Source organism: Bradyrhizobium sp. 14AA (assembly GCF_054185205.1).
Genome location: NZ_JAVAYM010000013.1, coordinates 231,766 through 247,680, shown reverse-complemented (window position 1 = coordinate 247,680; position 15,915 = coordinate 231,766). Strand labels below are relative to the sequence as shown.

The window sequence follows — 15,915 nt, the reverse complement described above, 5'->3', positions numbered from 1 at the left end:
TCAGCAGGTGCGGCGTTGCGCGACCATCGAAGCGGATGTGTTCATAGATGTCGTCCGTCATGACCAGCACGTGGGGATGCCGTGCGAGAATGTCGGCCAGCTTGCGATATTCCGCCGCCGAGTAGCTTGCACCCGTCGGATTCGACGGCGAGTTGATGATGAGCCATCGCGTCTTGTCCGTGATCGCAGCTTCGAGCTGGGCCGGCGAGATCTTGAAGCCTTGGCTTTCGGGGCACGCGATAATCTTCGGAACGCCGTCGCACGCGATTACCATGTCGGGGTACGACACCCAGTAGGGAGCCGGGATGATCACCTCGTCGCCGGCCTCGATCGTTGCCTCCAGCGCGCTATAGATGCCGCTCTTGCAACCGTTGGTGACGATGATGTCGGCAGGGGAGTAGACGAGATTGTTCTCACGCTTCAGTTTTGCAGCAATCGCCTGGCGCAGATCGACGGAACCGGCCAACATCGTGTAGCGGGTTGCGCCCTTGTCCATTGCCTTTGAGGCCGCGGCGCGAATATTCGCAGGCGTATCGAAATCCGGCTCGCCAACGACGAGGCTGACGATATTCCTGCCCTCTCGCTTCAGCGCAGTTGCCCGATCGGCCGCCGCGGAGCTGGGCGAGGGCTTGATGCGCCTCACGCGTGCGGAAATGCGAGGATGGCTCATTGTGATTGACCCTGGGTAAGCGAGGTGCGACGCTAGAGACAGAGCCGGGCGCTGGCCAACACGAGTTCAATCTGGCCTGATAGGCATATCTTATGGATGCTCCGGTCCCGGTCGGGAGCGGAAGGCAGTCTGAGGAGACGACGTGAATCTCAGGCGACTGCAGTATTTCGTGAAGATTGTCGACGTCGGCAGCCTGACGCAAGCCGCCGATGTGCTGCATGTGGCGCAGCCGGCGCTCAGCCAGCAGCTCGCGACCCTCGAAGGCGAGGTGCGGCAGCAGCTTCTCGTGCGCACCAAGAGCGGCGTGGTGCCGACCGAGGCCGGCAAGGTGCTGTATCGCCACGCCCAACTCATCCTCCGGCAATGTGATCAGGCGCGCGCCGACATGAATGCGGCTGCGAAGAACATCTCCGGCGCCGTAGCCGTGGGACTGGCGCCAGGTACTGCCGCAGCAGGACTGGCCCTACCGCTGCTGCGTGCGGTGCGGGCGCGGCACCCCGGCATTTTGCTCTATTTAAACGAGACCTATGGCACCACGCTCTCCGAGCTCGTGATGAATGGCCGAATGGACCTGGCGGTTCTCTACGGCGGCAAGACCGCCGTCCACGGCCTCGCATTCCAGCCGCTACTGCGAGAGCCGCTCTACCTCGTCGGGCGCGGTAGTATGGTGGCGCCGCCGGCCGAAGTGCCGCTCGCGATGCTGGTTGACACCGAACTTTACCTGGCGCGTCCCTACAATGTCGTTCGCAAGATGGTGAACGAAGCTTTCGCGGCCATCGGCAAGGTGCCAAAGGTCGTCGCGGAAATCGAATCCGCCAGCACCCTGACCGCCGTGATCTCCGACGGGCTTGGCGCCACCATCCTGCCGGAATCGATGGCGCGGCAGGTCGCATCGTCCTGCGATGCCTGGCAATCGTGCATCATCGATCCGGTGATCGAGGCACCGCTGGCGCTGTGCCAGTCCGATCATTTGCCGCTCTCCGAACCGGCGCAGGCGATCAAGGAAATCCTGCTGGAGCTTGTGGCCTGTCTGCCGGGAAACCTCGTTGCGCATGAAGAGCGGTCTCAAAAGGCGTCATAGCGCTCCCTTATAGGGGCAAAGCCAATCCGTCTTGGTCGGCAGGAATCGATGGCGCTAGCGTCGAGGCCGGCGTTGCACGTGCAGGGCCACGATACGTGTGGGCGGCGGAACATGGATTTGGACCGGATCAAAACCCTGATCGATGCGATGGCTGCGTCTGATCTGAACGAGATGGAGTTCAGCGAAGACGGCTGGTCGCTCAGGCTGGTCCGTCGGGCGCAGCCGGACGATAGGGTTCAGGCACCGGTCAAGACGGCCCCATCCACACACACCAGAGAGCGGCCAACTCGCGCCGAACCCGATGCAGCGCCGAGCAGAGAGGTGAATGTCGCAGCGCCTCTGTTTGGAATTGTCCATCTGCAGCCGGCGCCGGATGCACCCGTCTTCGTTTCGGTAGGACAGGCCGTGACGGCCGGGATGCCACTCTGTGTCATCGAGGCGATGAAGATGTTCCACGAGGTTCGCGCCGAACAAGATGGCACCGTGTCGGCGATCCTGGTCGCGTCCGGTCAGGAAGTCGAGGCCGGCCAAGAACTGATACGGTTCGCGTGACCCCATGTTTGAATCGGTTCTCATAGCCAATCGGGGAGAGATCGCGCTGCGCATCCAGCGGACGTGCCGGCATCTGGGGCTGCGAACGATCGTGGTCCATTCCGAGGCCGATCGAGAGACGCCGTATGTGCGTCAGGCCGACGTGGCCCTGTGCATCGGGCCCGCCGCGGCGACGCAGAGCTACTTGAACAAGAAGGCGATCATGTTTGCGGCCGAGGTCAGCGGAGCCGAGGCAATTCATCCCGGCTACGGATTTTTGTCGGAGAATGCCGGCTTTGCGGAGCAAGTCGAGGCCGCGGGCCTGACGTTCATCGGCCCGACTGCCCCGAGCATGCGCGTCATGGGTGATAAGATCGCGGCCAAGCGCGCCATGAGAGCGGCGGGCGTTCCGTGTGTCCCGGGTCCCGATGCAGCCCTGACCGACGATCTTGATGTCGTGCGGAGGGCGGCGCGCGAGATCGGCTATCCTGTGATCCTGAAGGCCGCCGGCGGCGGCGGCGGTCGCGGCATGCGGATGGTGGAGAGCGAGAGCGGCCTCCATGACGCGCTGCTCCTGACCCGGGAAGAAGCGCGGCGAGCGTTCGGCAACAGCGCAATCTATGTCGAGAAATTCCTTGGCCGCCCGCGGCACGTCGAGATCCAGGTGATCGCCGATACGCACGGTGACGCGGTCTGGCTTGGCAGCCGCGATTGCTCGCTCCAGCGGCGACATCAGAAGGTGATCGAGGAAGCGCCAGCCCCGCAGATCGAAGATGCGCTGGTCCGTGAAATCGGCGAGCGCTGCGCGGAGGCTTGCCGGCAAATCGGCTATCGCGGCGTCGGCACTTTCGAATTTCTGGTCGAGGATGGCGCGTTCTACTTCATCGAGATGAATACGCGCCTCCAGGTGGAACATCCCGTCACCGAGATGACCGCTGGAATCGATCTTGTCGAGGCCCAGATTCGTGTGGCGCAGGGTGAACGGCTACCGTTCAGCCAGGGCGACATCGCTTGCCGCGGTCATGCCTTCGAGTGCCGGATCAATGCGGAAGACCCGGACAGCTTCGTGCCTTCGCCCGGCGTGATCGATGTCTGGCAGATGCCGGGCGGACCTGGCGTGCGTATCGACAGCCACGCGAGTGCCGGTTACCGCGTATCATCCTATTACGACTCGCTGCTCGGCAAGCTTGTCGTCCACGGCGCGACGCGCGATGAGGCGTTGGCTCGTTTGCGCGTGGCGCTCGACGAGGCGCGGATCGAAGGCATCGCAACAAATCTGCCACTGCATCGGCGTCTCGTCGCCGATCCCGATTTTATCCGCGGCGGTGTCAGTATCCACCATCTCGAGACGAAGCTTCGCCGGAGTGGGTGGCCATGACGACTGATCGGCCGCGCACAAGCCTGCTCGGGACGACGGCGCTGCTGTTCGAGGCGCCCGGCGAGACCACGCTCGAAACGCAGCGGCGGATCTGGGGCCTGGCGCACGACGCTGCCGGATTTCCCGGTGTGCGCGAGGCTGTGCCAGGCATGAACAACCTCATGCTGGTCTTTGTCGTGCCGCCGCGACGGCCGGAGGAGATCGAACAAAGGCTCATCGAACTCTGGAAGGTCGTCGAGCCGCGTCCGATTGCCGGGCGCTGCATCGATCTGCCCGTCGCCTATGGCGGCGAAGCCGGGCCGCATTTGTCCGATGTCGTTGAGCACACCGGCATGAGCGTCGATGAGATCGTGGAGCGCCACAGCGCGCCAATCTACACCGTGTTCGCGCTCGGAAGTCACCCCGGCTACTGCTACCTCGGCGGCATGGATGCGCGTATCGCGACGCCGCGCCGCAAGGTGCCGGTGCTGAAGATTCCGCGTGGCGCCGTGTCGATCGGCGGTAGCCAGACCGGGGTATCCGCCTCCGACGGACCCAGCGGATGGAATACGATCGGCAGCACAGATGTCGTATTCTTCGATGTGAATCGCAGCCCGCCCGCGCTGCTTCAGCCGGGTGACAGCATCCGCTTTAGGGTTGCTCGGGTGTTGCGATGATCAAGGTTTTGTCAGCAGGCGCGCTTGCGACGGTTCAGGATCTCGGCCGCACCGGCGCGCTTAATCTTGGCGTCGGAACATCGGGCGCCATGGATCCGCTCGCGCTTGCCGGAGGCAACATCCTGCTGCGCAACGAGGAGAACGCCGCGGCTGTCGAGGTCCCGGTTTTTCCCTTTAAGGTTCGTTTCGAGCGCTCGACTGTCTTTGCCGTCACGGGCGCGGATTGCGCGGGACGGCTTGATGAGACGCCGGTCTTGCCGTGGTGGGCGCATCGCGCCGAAGCGGGGCAGGTGCTGTCGCTTTCGCTTCCCAAGCAGACGACATGGCGCGCGACCCGCGCCTATCTGTGCATCGCTGACGGCATTGACGTGCCGGCCGTGCTCGGCTCGCGCAGCACGCAGTTGAGAGGCTCGTTTGGTGGCCACGAGGGGCGGCCGCTCCGCGACGGCGATGAATTGCCGACCGGCCGTTCGAATGGCCGGGCCGCTCCCGGCTTCGGTCTGGTCCCGCCCGGGCTGGCGCTCCCGCTCGAGGCCGACGGCGTGCCCGCCGTTCGCGTGTTACCGGCCGCCGAATACGACTGCTTCACCGAGTCGTCGCACGAGGCATTGTGGTCGACGGCCTGGAAAATCACTCCGCAGAGCGACCGATATGGCTACAGGCTCGCCGGTCGTGAGCTCAACCCGCTGCGTCCGCTGGAATTGCGCTCGCATGGTATCGTGCCCGGCGTCATTCAGGTGCCCCATGGCGGCCAGCCGATCATCCAGATGCGCGATGCACAGCCTTCCGGCGGCTATCCCAAGATCGGCACGGTGATCGAGGCAGATCTCTGGCGTCTCGGCCAGGCTCCGATCGGGAGCAGCGTTCGCTTCATCCGCTGTAGCTGGGATGAAGCGCTGGGCGCCTCGGCGGATATCCGCCGCTGGCTCGCAAACGCCCGTCGTCTCGTCGAGCTTCACTGCGGCGAAGGGGGAGGCCGATGAGAAATCCTCTCGATCACATCGACCAGTTGAGCGCTTGGCTCAAGGACGCCGATCTCGCGCTGCTCGAGCTGCGCGGTCCGAGCGCCACGTTGCGCCTGGTGAGCGATGGCACATCGGTGCGCGTCGTTGAAGGCGACGAAGCGCCGCCCGTCGATGCGGCGTCGATTACCGTCCGCGCTCCATCGCCGGGCATCTTCCTCGATCGTCACCCGCTTCAGGAACGCGCAATCGCCTTGGTCGCCATCGATGTCCGGGCTGGCGACCCTCTCGGCTTCCTGCAAATCGGACCCCTGCTTTTGGCCGTGCCCGCGCCCCGGGCAGGAACGGTGACCGATGTGCTGGTCGCGCACGGCACGATCGTTGGCTACGGCGCGCCGCTGTTCGCACTACAGCCGATCGAAGGTGAGACATTATGAAGATCGATCTCAACGCCGATATGGGCGAAGGTTTTGGTCCGTGGCCGATGGGCCACGACGAGGCGCTGCTCGACCTCGTGTCTTCCGCCAACGTCGCGTGCGGTTTTCACGCCGGCGACCCGCTGATCATGCAGCGCACGGCGGAGCGCGCCAGGGCGCGCGGCGTCGATCTTGGGGCTCACGTCGGGTTTCCGGACCGTCAGGGATTTGGCCGGCGCGTGATGCAGATCGACGCCACCGAGCTCGCCGCCATGGTCACCTATCAGCTCGGTGCGCTCGATGGCATCGCGCGGGCCGTCGGGCATCGCGTCACGCATATGAGCTTTCACGGCGCGCTGGGCAACATGGCTGCTGCCGACGCCGATCTGGCGCGGCCATTGGTCCGCGCGGTTGCCGCATTCGACCCCAATCTCCTGATCGTTTCCTCGAGCAGCCGCGCCATCGAAGGTGCGGCGGCCCAGTGCGGTATCAGGGTCGCTACGACGTTTCTGGCTGACCGGGCCTATGACGACGAGGGCCTGCTGGTGTCACGGGCAAAGCCCGGCGCGGTCATTCACGATGCCGGGGCGGTCGCCGAGCGCGTCGAGCGCCTGCTGCGTGACGAAGTGGTCATTGCCGCCAGCGGAAAGGCGCTCGCGATGCCTGCCAAATCGATCCTGCTGCATGGGGATACCCAGGGTGCCGTCGAGCTGGCCCGAGGGATTCGGGCCTCGATCGAGGCTGCAGGCGGCGAGATCGTGCCGGTTTCCCGGCTTGTGGCGGGCCCCGGCGGAACGGGTGGGTGATCATAAGGGGACCTTATCCCACCACAGTTAATCCGTCTTGGCCGGGAAGTTGCGCGATCGTTTAGCGTGTTGAGAAGGTGAGGAGCCAGATGCCATTCTCCGATTACAGGACTGCTCTCGTCACCGGCGCCTCGTCGGGCATTGGTCTCGCGGTCGTCGAGCGCCTGGCGCGTGAGGGCCTGACGGTTCATGCGCTCGCACGAAGCGCGAATGCGCTGAAGGCCTTGGCCGATCGCACCGGCTGCGTCCCGCACGCGATCGACGTCAGAGATATTGCGGCGATCACCAAGCTTGCTCACGGTATCGAGGTCGACGTGCTCGTCAACAGCGCGGGCGTCGACCGGCCGAAAAAATTTCTCCAGGCGGATGCGGAAGACATCGATCTCCTGGTCGACGTCAACCTGCGTGCGATCCTGCATCTCAGCCGTCTGTTCGTGCCCGGCATGGCTCAGCGCGATCGCGGTCACGTGGTGAACATCACGTCGATTGCCGGCGCTTACAATTTTGCGGGCAACTCGAGCTATCACGCGACCAAGGCGGCCGTCAGCATGCTGACCAGTCAGCTCAGGGTCGATTGCTTCGGCAAGCGCGTGCGTGTCACCGAGATCTGCCCCGGCCGGGTTGCAACCGATATCTTCGCCCATGTCCACGGCGACAGCGCCGAAACCCGGGCGAACTTCATCGAAGGCTTCGAACTGCCTGAAGCAAAGGACATTGCCGACGCGATCGCGTTCGCGATTGCCGCGCCGGTGGCGGTGAATGTCGGCTACATCGAGATTACACCGACCTTGCAAGTGCCGGGTGGCTTGTCGACCACTCGGCCCGAGGGCTCTCCAAAACCCGTTCTCCCGACCTAGATGAGGGGCGCGCGATGAAGGGTTTCGACCTCATGGCCGTCCTGCTCAATCCGGAGTTCCGCCGGATGCTGGTCCATGGGGTGAAGATGACCTTCATCATCTTCATTGGCTCATGGCTTCTGGCGATGAGTCTCGGAATGATCCTTCTTGCGGTCCGGATGCTGCCGAGCCGGATCGCCAACGGTTTTGTCGCAATCTACGTCTCGTACCACCGCAATGTGCCGACGCTGGTGCAGCTCATGCTCTGGTATTTCGGCATTTCGAGCCTGCTGCCGGACTCGGTGCAGATGTGGCTCGGCGATCACAATGGCGAAGCGGTGTTCGCTATCGTTGCCTTGGGGTTGTGCCAGGCCGCGTATTTCAGCGAGGATCAGCGATCCGGTCTGCGTGCCGTGCCGAAGGGGCAGTGGGAAGCTGCCCGCGCGCTGGGGCATGGCTATCTCGGAGCCATGGCCTACATTCTGCTGCCGCAGGCCGTCCGCAACGCGATGCCGGCGCTGGTGAATCATACGGTCTCCTTGTTCAAGAACTCCAGCCTTGCGATGGCGATCGGCGTCGCCGAGCTGACCCACGCCGTCAAGGAGGTTGAGAGCCAGAGTTTTCGTCCGTTCGAGACCTACCTGATTGCCACGATCGTTTATCTCGTCTGCTCGCTGCTGCTGATGTGGCTTGGTTACTATCTCGAGCAGCGCAGCCGCATGGCCGGAGCGGTCTGATCATGTCGCTGCTCCTGAGCATGATCGAGATCGTCAGGGACAACTGGCTATTGCTGCTCGTCGGCCAGTATCCGAACGGCCCGCTTGGCGGCATCGCTGCCACACTCATCCTCTCCGTCCTCGGCATCGCCTTGGCCTTTCCACTGAGCGTGGCGATGGCGCTGGCCAGCCTGTCGCCGTGGCGCGCGCTGCGCTGGCCGGTGATGGCCATGGTCTATATCACCCGCGGCGTGCCGCTGCTGCTGATCATCCTGTGGGTCTATTTCGTGCTGCCGCTTCTGATCGGGCATAGCGTGCCGGCGTTCGCCACCATGCTGGTCACGCTGGTCGGCTATGAAGCCGCATTCCTGAGCGAGATCGTGCGTGCCGGCATTCAGGCACTGCCAAAAGGTCAGATGGACGCCGCCCGGGCGCTCGGACACAGCCGTCTCGGCGCGATGCGCTACGTGATTCTGCCGCAGGCGCTGTTTAACATGATCCCGAGCATCCTCAGTCAGTTCGTCTCGACCATCAAGGAGACCACGCTCGGCTATATCATCAACGTCCCGGAGCTCACCTTCGCGGCCGGACAGATCAACAACCGGCTGCTGACCAAGCCGTTCGAAGTCTACTTCATCCTCGCCATCAGCTACTTCATCGTTTGCTGGACCATGACGCAGGCCATCAACATGGTCGAGCGGCGGATTGCCGCGCGCCGAACCACAGGTCCGGCTGCCGTGTCTACGCTGCCTGCGATACCCGCAAGCGCATCAGGGGCATGACCATGTCGCGTGAAACTCCATCCTGGGATGCCGATCCGATGATTCAGTTCGTCGCTGTGCACAAATTCTTTGGTCCCCTGGCCGCGCTGACCGACGTCAACGCCGAGGTGAAGAAGGGTGAGGTGGTGGTGGTCTGCGGTCCGTCCGGCTCGGGCAAGTCGACTCTCATCCGCACGGTCAACAGGCTCGAGGAAATCCAGTCGGGCTCGGTGCTGTTCGAGGGCAAGGACGTTCATGCGAAGTTGAGTGGCGCGGCACTGAACCAGTTGCGGAGCCGCATCGGATTCGTTTTCCAGAGCTTCAACCTGTTTCCGCACCTGAGCGCGCTCGACAACGTCATGCTTTCGCCGATGAAGGTGAACGGCGTCAAGCGCAGCGATGCGCGCGAAGCCGCACTTCGGCTGCTGGACCGCGTCGGCCTCTCGGCCAAAGCACAGAACTATCCGGCCCAGCTCTCCGGCGGACAGCAGCAGCGCGTGGCGATCGCGCGCGCGCTCGCCATGGAGCCGCCGGCGATGCTGTTCGATGAACCGACCAGCGCGCTCGATCCGGAGATGGTGGGCGAGGTGCTTTCCGTGATGCGCGGGCTTGCGCGTGACGGGATGACCATGATGTGCGTGACCCACGAGATGAACTTCGCGCGCGATGTCGCCGATCGCGTCTGGTTCATGGACGCCGGAAGGGTGCTCGAGACGGGCGCTCCGGTCGACTTCTTCCGCTCACCACAGCATCCGCGTGCGCAGCGCTTCCTGTCGGACCTGCACACAAGGTGACTGCGCCGACTGATGTGACCAACCTGGAGGAGACACAAATGTCTTTCAAGAATCGTTCAATCGGCCTGGTGGCTGCGATCGCAGGCCTTGCCGGGATCGTGTCGGCGGCGTGCGCCGATCAGCTCTCGGACATCACCCAGCGCAAGGAACTGCGCTGCGGAACCTTCGCGGACGTGCCGCCGTTCGCGGCCCCGGATGCCAAGACACGTGAGATGGTCGGCTTTGACGTCGACCTCTGCAAGGCCATCGCCCAACGCTGGGGCGTTGTCGCCAAGGTCACGCCGCTCTCGGTCGAGGCGCGCGTGCCCGAGGTCAAGCTCGGCCACGTCGACATCACGGTGGCGAACCTCGCCTACACGTTGGGCCGCGCCGAACAGATCCAGTTTTCAGATCCGTATTACATCGCCAAGGAAATGCTGGCAGTGAAGGCGAGCGACCCCGGGACCGCCAAAGCCGACTTCAAGGGTAAGCGGCTGGCATCGACCAAAGGATCGACGTCGGAACTCGCGATCAAGATGAACGAATCCGACCCGTTGACTTTCGTCGATACCGGTTCGGCCTTCATGGCGGTTCAACAGAATAAGGCGGTCGGCATGGTGGCGAATACCATGACCATTACCAAGCTCGTCAGCCAGTCTAAGGGGGCCGGGCAGCCGCTGAAGATGATCGAGGAGCCCATGGTGCTGCAGCCGATCGGCATCGGCATGAAGAAGGACGAGCCGGCACTGCTCGCAAAGGTCAACGAGACCCTGCTGGCCATGGACAAGGCCGGCGAGATCAACCAGATTTGGGACAAATGGCTTGGTCCGAACACCGAATTCAAGATGTCACGTACCGACAAAGTCGCACCGCTCAGCCAGCTGAAGTTCACGCCGCTCCCGTGAGTTGCGAACCGGCGCCATTCACATCGATCAAGGCAGCAGTGTGCCGAGCTAAAGCGCCCGCCGTCTGCCCCTTCGCCGCTTGGGCGGCGAGGGGAGTCCTGCCACTTTTGCGCGACAAGAAAAACGTCCTTTCCGCCTTTTTCCCCTCATTCCGTCGACCCGCACGCCGAAGGTGCACAGCTGAGTTGTTAGGAGTGGCCGCTGCTGGCGCAAAGGCGGATATCCTGCAGACGCGCTAGTTCTGCTGAGGGTCAAACTGAGAACAACTCAGGTTGAGCAAATCTGGTCAGCTCTGGTCCAATGAGCGGACCTCTTTCACGCGAAGCGCAACTTCGCTGATGACCAGGACGCGGATTCATTATCGCTTGCCAACATTCCGCGCGCCTTTTCGGCCTACGTGAAGGCCCCGCCTCTCGGCGGGGCCACCTGCACGGCGTTTCAGTCCCGGTTCGGACGAGACCAGATGAGCGAGTGGCCTTCCTCGCCTTCCACCTCGACCAGCGTGGCGTAAATGGGAGCCGCGAAGCTCGGGTCGTCCAGCTTGACCGACAGATAGTCGCGGTTCTGCTCCTGGGACTTCTTCTTCCAGCCGGCGCCGAACTCGATCGTGCCTGCGAAGATCCGGTAGTCCGGGGCCTTGTCCGAGGTCCGCTCGGCCGGGACGATCTTGGCCTTCACGGTGCCGAGGGCGAGGGTCTTGACGGTGCCCACGAAGCCGTTGCCGTTGACGGTGAAGTTGCCGATAGTAGCCATGTTCGTATCCTCGTTCGTTCTCGGGCCGCGACCATCGCGACCTCGATGGCTGTCGTTGACCGGAGGCGATCGGACCGCACCCGAAGGGCCGCCACGCAGTAGAGGGCGGCCAGGGCGATGCTTTCTTGTCTCGCGAGGAATGGGCGCGCAGCGGCCAGGGGAAGAAAGCGGAGAACGGCCGTTGCGGTCTTTTGATCGAGGCGGAGCGCAGCGACGACGGCCTTCGGTTAGACATGCCAAATCGAGGACGCATTGGGCGCGACAGGCCGAACGATGAGGATCCGACTGAGCGACAGGCAAGCCACGCCGCACGACGACGGGCGCATTGGTGAAAGAGACTCGCGCGCCCCGCGTGAGCTTTCATCCGGTCCAGCGGACGCAATAACAACCCCGGACTGGCGCATCGTGATGACATCGCCCTTCTGCCGCTTCGGAAAGACGTTCGTCCAGAAGCGGACGTGCATCTCGGAAGCCAGAAGAACCCCCCGGCGCATCTCGCCCACGTCGTCAGGATGGGGGGAAGTACCGCCTCTCCAGTCACCAGCACACACTTAACGATGCACCTAAGAAAGGCCCCGCCGTGAGGCGAGGCCTTCATCATTTTCTAGAAAGGTGAACGATGGGGCGCAAGCGGCCGACACGGGGATCGATGCGCCTCATGCCGCTTGGTCGATTTCGGCCGACTTTGGTTGAAGATCGTGCAGATAAGTGACTGCCCGCTGAGCGTGGGCGGCCGCGGAGAAGATGAAGCGCTTCTCGTTGGACAGCACCTCCAACCACGACGCAAGATAACTTGCGTGATCGGCGCGCGGCTCGAGTTCTGGTACGATACCGAGATCCGCACTGAGGAAACAGGCGCCAAGTTCGGCGACCAACTCTTCGCGGGCGCGCTCGCTTCGATCTTTGGCGTAGCGGCTGAGGTCGCGATTGACGCGGTGCGCCGGCCCGGTCCAATGCACGCATTCGTGCGCGAGCGTGGCGGCGTAGCTCTCCGCATCACGGAAGCTCTCAAATGGCGGCATCTGGATGAGATCGAGCGCCGGCGCAAAAAATGCCTTGTCGCCGCCATGTCGGATGGTTGCCCCCGTATTGGCGAAGAATCCGTCCACATGCGCAAGGCGTTGCGTCGGCGCGATGCTTGGAGCCGGGCGCCCGTAATAGTGATCCGGCAAGTCGTCGATCTGATCGACGCAAAACACCGTATAGGCACGCAGGAACGGCACGGTCCGTTCGACGTTGTCGCCATGCTTATCGGTCTCAGTCTTAGTGAACTTGTTTGCATAGACGACCATTGTTCCACTCTCACCCTTGCGGACGTGACCGCCAAGTTCGAGCGACTGCTTGAAGGTCATCCAGATCGGTGATGTGAAGCCACGCGCGACGGCTTCCGACCACAGCAGCACGACGTTGATGCCCTGATAAGGCATACCGTTGTGGCGCAGCGGCCGCGTGATGCATCCAGCGGCGTTGCCCGCATTCCATGGCTTGACCCACGGACGTACACCGCGCTCCAGGTCCGCGACGATGCGATCGGTGATCCGTGCATAGATGTCGGCGCGGGGTTTCGTTTCCATACCTGTCATGATCCTAATCTCCGTTGAAGACCGCGCCCATCGCGGCCCTCACGGCGGTCCGCTGCGAAGGCCTGCGGGGTCGCGCATCCGGTGGCGCGGGTGGTCTGAGTGGCGACAGAGACGCCGGACCGGAACGTCAGTGGAGGACGGCAAGGCCGTTGCGCTGCCGCGCGGGCCGGAGCATCGACCGAACGCCGCTACGGGCCGCGAGGGGCAGTCCAACCCGGTTCATTTCTCTTTGCTCGTTTGCCCCTCGCGCCGGGCGACATGAAAAAGGCCGGTCTCAGGGACCGGCCGACATTGAATGCTGAAAGAAAATGGCGGGGCCGAAGCCCCGCCGGCGGCATCAGTCGAACGCCGACATCTGTGCCTTGGCCGCTTTCCTGCCGACGGTATCGGTTGTCGGGTCGACGGGACGCTCGAAAGGCTTCCAGGTCTCTCCGACGACTTTTTCGTAGGCGGCGACGGCGCCCTCGGCGGCCATGCGAAGCGCGTGAGACTGGACGCCCATGTCGGCGGCGAACTCACGCTTGCGCTGTGCCTGGCTATCGAAGCCGACCGGACCATCGAGGTCCTCATCGCGGCCGTCGTTGGCGAGCTTGGCGGTCGCATCTCGCGCTTCGGTGACAGCGCGGGTGTAGAACTGGCCGGCGCCATGCGCGGAGCCGACATAAGCGCCGACGATCCGTTGAAGGTGAATCTGCATTGCGCGTTCACTCAGGCCGTCCTTGAGCGCGTCGGCGGTTTCGATGATGAGCCGCTCATGCAGATCGCGGATGCCGTCGCTGTCCAGGATCGCAAGGCCGAAGCTTTCAGAGATGCGCTGTGCCTGTGCCGCGTCGGGGCAGGCGAGCCGGACCATTTCGAGAGTGGTGCCCTTGCGAAGGGGGATGACACGGGCGCCGGCGCGAGAGCAGCGAGCAGGTTTGGTCATTGGTGAATTCCTTTCTTTGGTTTCTCCGTCAGGTTGGATCCGGCCCCTGCCGGACCTCCCTTCGGGTGCGGCCGCCCAGCGCCGCCGGGATGAGGGCCGCTTCAAGGTCCGGGGACCGCCAGGCGAGCGAGGTCCGGCTGCGGACAAGCAGGGTCCGGCTTCCTAGGGCCCTGCGCCGAACGCGGCCGGGCCTTGCCGAGATCGGCGATTCCTGGTCGCTTGCGACTTGGCCTTGAAGCGGACCGCCGGGGGCGCAGACCGCAGCAAACCCGAGGGGAGGGCCGACAGGGTGCGGGCCGGGTTGGCGAATGCGGAAAGGTTCGACCAAGCAGACCGCCAGCTTCGTGGCGTCATCGAGACGTTCGTCTGCGCGAGCCGCAAGGTCGGCTTCGGGTCCGCTAGGCCGCAGCGCCATGTCGCTTACGCGGACAACGATCGGCCGGACTGCGACATTCGTCCTTGCACTCCGGGTCATCACGAGCGGGGCGAGACTCAGGCGCGCATCGAGAATGCAGCATCTCAATCGCAGTATCCTGCCTAGCGAGCTTGCGCGAGAGCGCGTCGATCTCGGGCTGGCGCTCAGCCGTGATGGCCGCAAGGTTCGAACGATAGCGTTCGAGGAATGCACTCGGGTCAGGCGGCTTGCCGCGACGGTATCTGGACCGCTTGCTGCCGAGCTGCGGGATGAGCCCCGTCATGCGGCGGATGATCTGCCGATCGATCATGTCGAGCTGGCGCTGCGTCTGGCGACGCGCCTCCTCCATGCGCGAAAGCTGGGCGAGGCGTTCGGGGGGAGCTTTCATGGCGACGTCCTTCCCTTCCAACCGATGAAGCTCGATGGTCCCGAATAGACCGGATGGCGAGTCTCATCGACGACGAAGCCGAAGCGGCCAATCCGGTACTCGTCGGACGGGACGAGGAAACGTTGCTCCTCGGTGCCCGCGCCGCGTCTGCCGCCCGGCGTGGCGACGACTTCGACAAAGCCCGGCTGCTGATCCGACGTGATCGCCGAGACCACGATCCAGTTGTCGGCGTGCTCCTTCTCGAAGGCGCGCCGATCCTTCTCACGAGATTCGCCGGGCTGTAGCACGATCCCGAAAATCGTCTCCCATGCATCGGGCCAGCTATCCTTGATGGTGAGCTGGGCGCAGCACCGCTCATAGCTGGTGAACAGATGCGGGAAGGTCATCGCCACGATCGCCCAAGCCTCGTCTTCCTCGTACCAGCCGTCCCGCGCGCGCAGTGCCGGGTTGACCTTGCGGTTGCGCTCGGCCGAGAGATGGAAGCCGCCGTGGCCCGCCGTCGAATGGCAGACAATGCCCTCCGCATAGACGGTTGCACGCTGCGACGACCCCCATGGCGTGCTCGCATTGGAGCCGGTCTCGCGACGGCCGAGCGAGCGCTTCTCGCGATGATGCTCGGCGTTCTCCAAGATCTTTGTCCGGAAGGCCGCCTCGTCGGCGAGCCCGCCGGAATGGCCGTAGAAATCAGAGCGCTTCCATTCGGCGATCGGCCGATTGATGCGCCAGCCGGTCGCGAGATAATGGCGGGCGTCGCGTCCCGGCAGCATGGCGAAGGCCATGTCGCCGACACGAGCAACGAGATAGCCGTCGCCACTGCGGCCGAATTCGACCTCGGGAAATGCAGAATTCGAGTCCGTCACGGTGGTGAGGGGTGAGGGCGTCGTCATGCGGCGGTCCTCCCCTCCATGACGTCGGCTGCCTGCTCATCAGCCGTCACCTCGTCGAGAACCGCATCCGGATAGCCGTGGCTCTGCAGCCAGCATTCGGCGTCGGCGCGGCTGCTGGCGAGATAGACGAGTTCGGCGTCCTCGCCGGGTCGGCTGAGCACGCGGACCGCACCGACACTCGGGCGTTCGGTCACGACGAACCTCAGATCGCTGTCGACCGAGAAGGTCCCGTGGACGCGAAGCACCATAACACCGCCGCCGCCATAGTCACCGGCGTGCAGAGTGATGGTAGCGCCGATGACGGTGTTGCCGACGCGGCGTTCTGCCTGCTTTTGGATCAGCCGACCGCCGCTGTTGCGGTGTTCCCAAGCCGCAAGCTTCTTGCGGTGCCGCTCCGGTGGCCGTGGCGTGCCAACGGAAAACCGGACGATCGCTCCGAGCGGGACGAGGTCGTAGATCAACTGCGCGGACAT

19 protein-coding genes are annotated in these 15,915 nt (G+C 63.9%); 12 read left to right on the top strand and 7 right to left on the bottom strand.

What is annotated here, in order from left to right; all coding sequences use genetic code 11:
• Positions 1-670, bottom strand: a 670-nt coding sequence (locus RAD15_RS23990; RefSeq protein ID WP_458180663.1) for an aminotransferase class I/II-fold pyridoxal phosphate-dependent enzyme, incomplete at its 3' end; no start/stop codon positions are given.
• A gap of 142 nt (positions 671-812) precedes the next feature.
• Between RAD15_RS23990 and nac the strand changes: the two genes are divergently transcribed.
• The 12 genes from nac to RAD15_RS23930 all read left to right on the top strand — a co-directional run bounded on the left by nac (position 813) and on the right by RAD15_RS23930 (position 10,491).
• Positions 813-1,751, top strand: coding sequence for a nitrogen assimilation transcriptional regulator NAC (gene nac / locus RAD15_RS23985; protein WP_458180662.1), 939 nt, complete (start codon positions 813-815; stop codon positions 1,749-1,751).
• A 111-nt stretch (positions 1,752-1,862) separates the two neighbouring features.
• Positions 1,863-2,303, top strand: coding sequence for an acetyl-CoA carboxylase biotin carboxyl carrier protein (locus RAD15_RS23980; protein ID WP_458180661.1), 441 nt, complete (start codon positions 1,863-1,865; stop codon positions 2,301-2,303).
• Positions 2,304-2,307: 4 nt separating this feature from the next.
• Entirely contained in the window at positions 2,308-3,660 is a 1,353-nt protein-coding gene (gene accC / locus RAD15_RS23975) for an acetyl-CoA carboxylase biotin carboxylase subunit (RefSeq protein WP_458180660.1), read from the top strand.
• Complete coding sequence (gene pxpB, locus RAD15_RS23970; protein ID WP_458180659.1) at positions 3,657-4,316, top strand: 5-oxoprolinase subunit PxpB; 660 nt, start codon at positions 3,657-3,659, stop codon at positions 4,314-4,316. Before accC ends, pxpB begins: the two co-directional genes overlap by 4 nt.
• Entirely contained in the window at positions 4,313-5,299 is a 987-nt protein-coding gene (locus RAD15_RS23965; protein WP_458180658.1) for a 5-oxoprolinase subunit C family protein, read from the top strand. The genes pxpB and RAD15_RS23965 overlap by 4 nt, the downstream gene beginning before the upstream one ends.
• On the top strand, positions 5,296-5,715 hold the full coding sequence (locus RAD15_RS23960; protein WP_458180657.1) for an acetyl-CoA carboxylase biotin carboxyl carrier protein: 420 nt from the start codon (positions 5,296-5,298) through the stop codon (positions 5,713-5,715). The genes RAD15_RS23965 and RAD15_RS23960 overlap by 4 nt, the downstream gene beginning before the upstream one ends.
• Positions 5,712-6,500 (top strand): LamB/YcsF family protein, encoded by a 789-nt coding sequence (locus tag RAD15_RS23955; protein WP_458180656.1) that lies wholly within the window; start codon positions 5,712-5,714, stop codon positions 6,498-6,500. The genes RAD15_RS23960 and RAD15_RS23955 overlap by 4 nt, the downstream gene beginning before the upstream one ends.
• 89 nt (positions 6,501-6,589) lie before the next feature.
• Positions 6,590-7,357 carry an SDR family oxidoreductase gene (locus tag RAD15_RS23950; protein WP_458180655.1) on the top strand — a complete coding sequence of 256 codons (768 nt, stop codon included), beginning with the start codon at positions 6,590-6,592 and terminating at the stop codon, positions 7,355-7,357.
• 14 nt (positions 7,358-7,371) lie between these two features.
• The gene (locus tag RAD15_RS23945; RefSeq protein ID WP_458180654.1) at positions 7,372-8,073 is read left to right on the top strand and encodes an amino acid ABC transporter permease; all 702 of its coding nucleotides are present in this window, start codon (positions 7,372-7,374) and stop codon (positions 8,071-8,073) included.
• 8 nt (positions 8,074-8,081) lie between these two features.
• On the top strand, positions 8,082-8,834 hold the full coding sequence (locus RAD15_RS23940) for an amino acid ABC transporter permease (RefSeq protein ID WP_458180671.1): 753 nt from the start codon (positions 8,082-8,084) through the stop codon (positions 8,832-8,834).
• Between the two features lie 2 nt (positions 8,835-8,836).
• Positions 8,837-9,607, top strand: a complete 771-nt coding sequence (locus tag RAD15_RS23935) for an amino acid ABC transporter ATP-binding protein (RefSeq protein ID WP_458180653.1) — start codon at positions 8,837-8,839, stop codon at positions 9,605-9,607.
• 38 nt (positions 9,608-9,645) lie between these two features.
• Positions 9,646-10,491 (top strand): ABC transporter substrate-binding protein, encoded by an 846-nt coding sequence (locus RAD15_RS23930; RefSeq protein WP_458180652.1) that lies wholly within the window; start codon positions 9,646-9,648, stop codon positions 10,489-10,491.
• A gap of 438 nt (positions 10,492-10,929) precedes the next feature.
• On the opposite strand, the gene RAD15_RS23925 is transcribed toward RAD15_RS23930, so the two are convergent.
• The 6 genes from RAD15_RS23925 to RAD15_RS23900 all read right to left on the bottom strand — a co-directional run bounded on the left by RAD15_RS23925 (position 10,930) and on the right by RAD15_RS23900 (position 15,915).
• Positions 10,930-11,244, bottom strand: a complete 315-nt coding sequence (locus tag RAD15_RS23925) for a DUF736 domain-containing protein (protein WP_036045074.1) — start codon at positions 11,242-11,244, stop codon at positions 10,930-10,932.
• 656 nt (positions 11,245-11,900) lie between these two features.
• The gene (locus RAD15_RS23920) at positions 11,901-12,827 is read right to left on the bottom strand and encodes an ArdC family protein (RefSeq protein WP_458180651.1); all 927 of its coding nucleotides are present in this window, start codon (positions 12,825-12,827) and stop codon (positions 11,901-11,903) included.
• Between the two features lie 337 nt (positions 12,828-13,164).
• Positions 13,165-13,752: a hypothetical protein gene (locus tag RAD15_RS23915; protein ID WP_458180650.1), complete on the bottom strand. Its 588-nt coding sequence runs from the start codon at positions 13,750-13,752 to the stop codon at positions 13,165-13,167.
• Positions 13,753-14,150: 398 nt separating this feature from the next.
• Positions 14,151-14,555, bottom strand: coding sequence for a hypothetical protein (locus RAD15_RS23910; protein ID WP_458180649.1), 405 nt, complete (start codon positions 14,553-14,555; stop codon positions 14,151-14,153).
• Entirely contained in the window at positions 14,552-15,442 is an 891-nt protein-coding gene (locus RAD15_RS23905) for a DUF7007 domain-containing protein (protein WP_458180648.1), read from the bottom strand. The genes RAD15_RS23910 and RAD15_RS23905 overlap by 4 nt, the downstream gene beginning before the upstream one ends.
• Positions 15,439-15,915: a hypothetical protein gene (locus tag RAD15_RS23900; RefSeq protein WP_458180647.1), complete on the bottom strand. Its 477-nt coding sequence runs from the start codon at positions 15,913-15,915 to the stop codon at positions 15,439-15,441. The genes RAD15_RS23905 and RAD15_RS23900 overlap by 4 nt, the downstream gene beginning before the upstream one ends.

What these genes read in the sequence shown, in the direction of transcription:
- RAD15_RS23980 (WP_458180661.1), top strand. Translation starts at nt 1,863, where the DNA reads ATGGATTTGGACCGGATCAAAACCCTGATCGATGCGATGGCTGCGTCT.
- accC (WP_458180660.1), top strand. Translation starts at nt 2,308, where the DNA reads ATGTTTGAATCGGTTCTCATAGCCAATCGGGGAGAGATCGCGCTGCGC.
- pxpB (WP_458180659.1), top strand. Translation starts at nt 3,657, where the DNA reads ATGACGACTGATCGGCCGCGCACAAGCCTGCTCGGGACGACGGCGCTG.
- RAD15_RS23965 (WP_458180658.1), top strand. Translation starts at nt 4,313, where the DNA reads ATGATCAAGGTTTTGTCAGCAGGCGCGCTTGCGACGGTTCAGGATCTC.
- RAD15_RS23960 (WP_458180657.1), top strand. Translation starts at nt 5,296, where the DNA reads ATGAGAAATCCTCTCGATCACATCGACCAGTTGAGCGCTTGGCTCAAG.
- RAD15_RS23955 (WP_458180656.1), top strand. Translation starts at nt 5,712, where the DNA reads ATGAAGATCGATCTCAACGCCGATATGGGCGAAGGTTTTGGTCCGTGG.
- RAD15_RS23950 (WP_458180655.1), top strand. Translation starts at nt 6,590, where the DNA reads ATGCCATTCTCCGATTACAGGACTGCTCTCGTCACCGGCGCCTCGTCG.
- RAD15_RS23945 (WP_458180654.1), top strand. Translation starts at nt 7,372, where the DNA reads ATGAAGGGTTTCGACCTCATGGCCGTCCTGCTCAATCCGGAGTTCCGC.
- RAD15_RS23935 (WP_458180653.1), top strand. Translation starts at nt 8,837, where the DNA reads ATGTCGCGTGAAACTCCATCCTGGGATGCCGATCCGATGATTCAGTTC.
- RAD15_RS23930 (WP_458180652.1), top strand. Translation starts at nt 9,646, where the DNA reads ATGTCTTTCAAGAATCGTTCAATCGGCCTGGTGGCTGCGATCGCAGGC.
- RAD15_RS23925 (WP_036045074.1), bottom strand. Translation starts at nt 11,244, where the DNA reads ATGGCTACTATCGGCAACTTCACCGTCAACGGCAACGGCTTCGTGGGC.
- RAD15_RS23920 (WP_458180651.1), bottom strand. Translation starts at nt 12,827, where the DNA reads ATGACAGGTATGGAAACGAAACCCCGCGCCGACATCTATGCACGGATC.
- RAD15_RS23915 (WP_458180650.1), bottom strand. Translation starts at nt 13,752, where the DNA reads ATGACCAAACCTGCTCGCTGCTCTCGCGCCGGCGCCCGTGTCATCCCC.
- RAD15_RS23910 (WP_458180649.1), bottom strand. Translation starts at nt 14,555, where the DNA reads ATGAAAGCTCCCCCCGAACGCCTCGCCCAGCTTTCGCGCATGGAGGAG.
- RAD15_RS23905 (WP_458180648.1), bottom strand. Translation starts at nt 15,442, where the DNA reads ATGACGACGCCCTCACCCCTCACCACCGTGACGGACTCGAATTCTGCA.
- RAD15_RS23900 (WP_458180647.1), bottom strand. Translation starts at nt 15,915, where the DNA reads ATGTCCGCGCAGTTGATCTACGACCTCGTCCCGCTCGGAGCGATCGTC.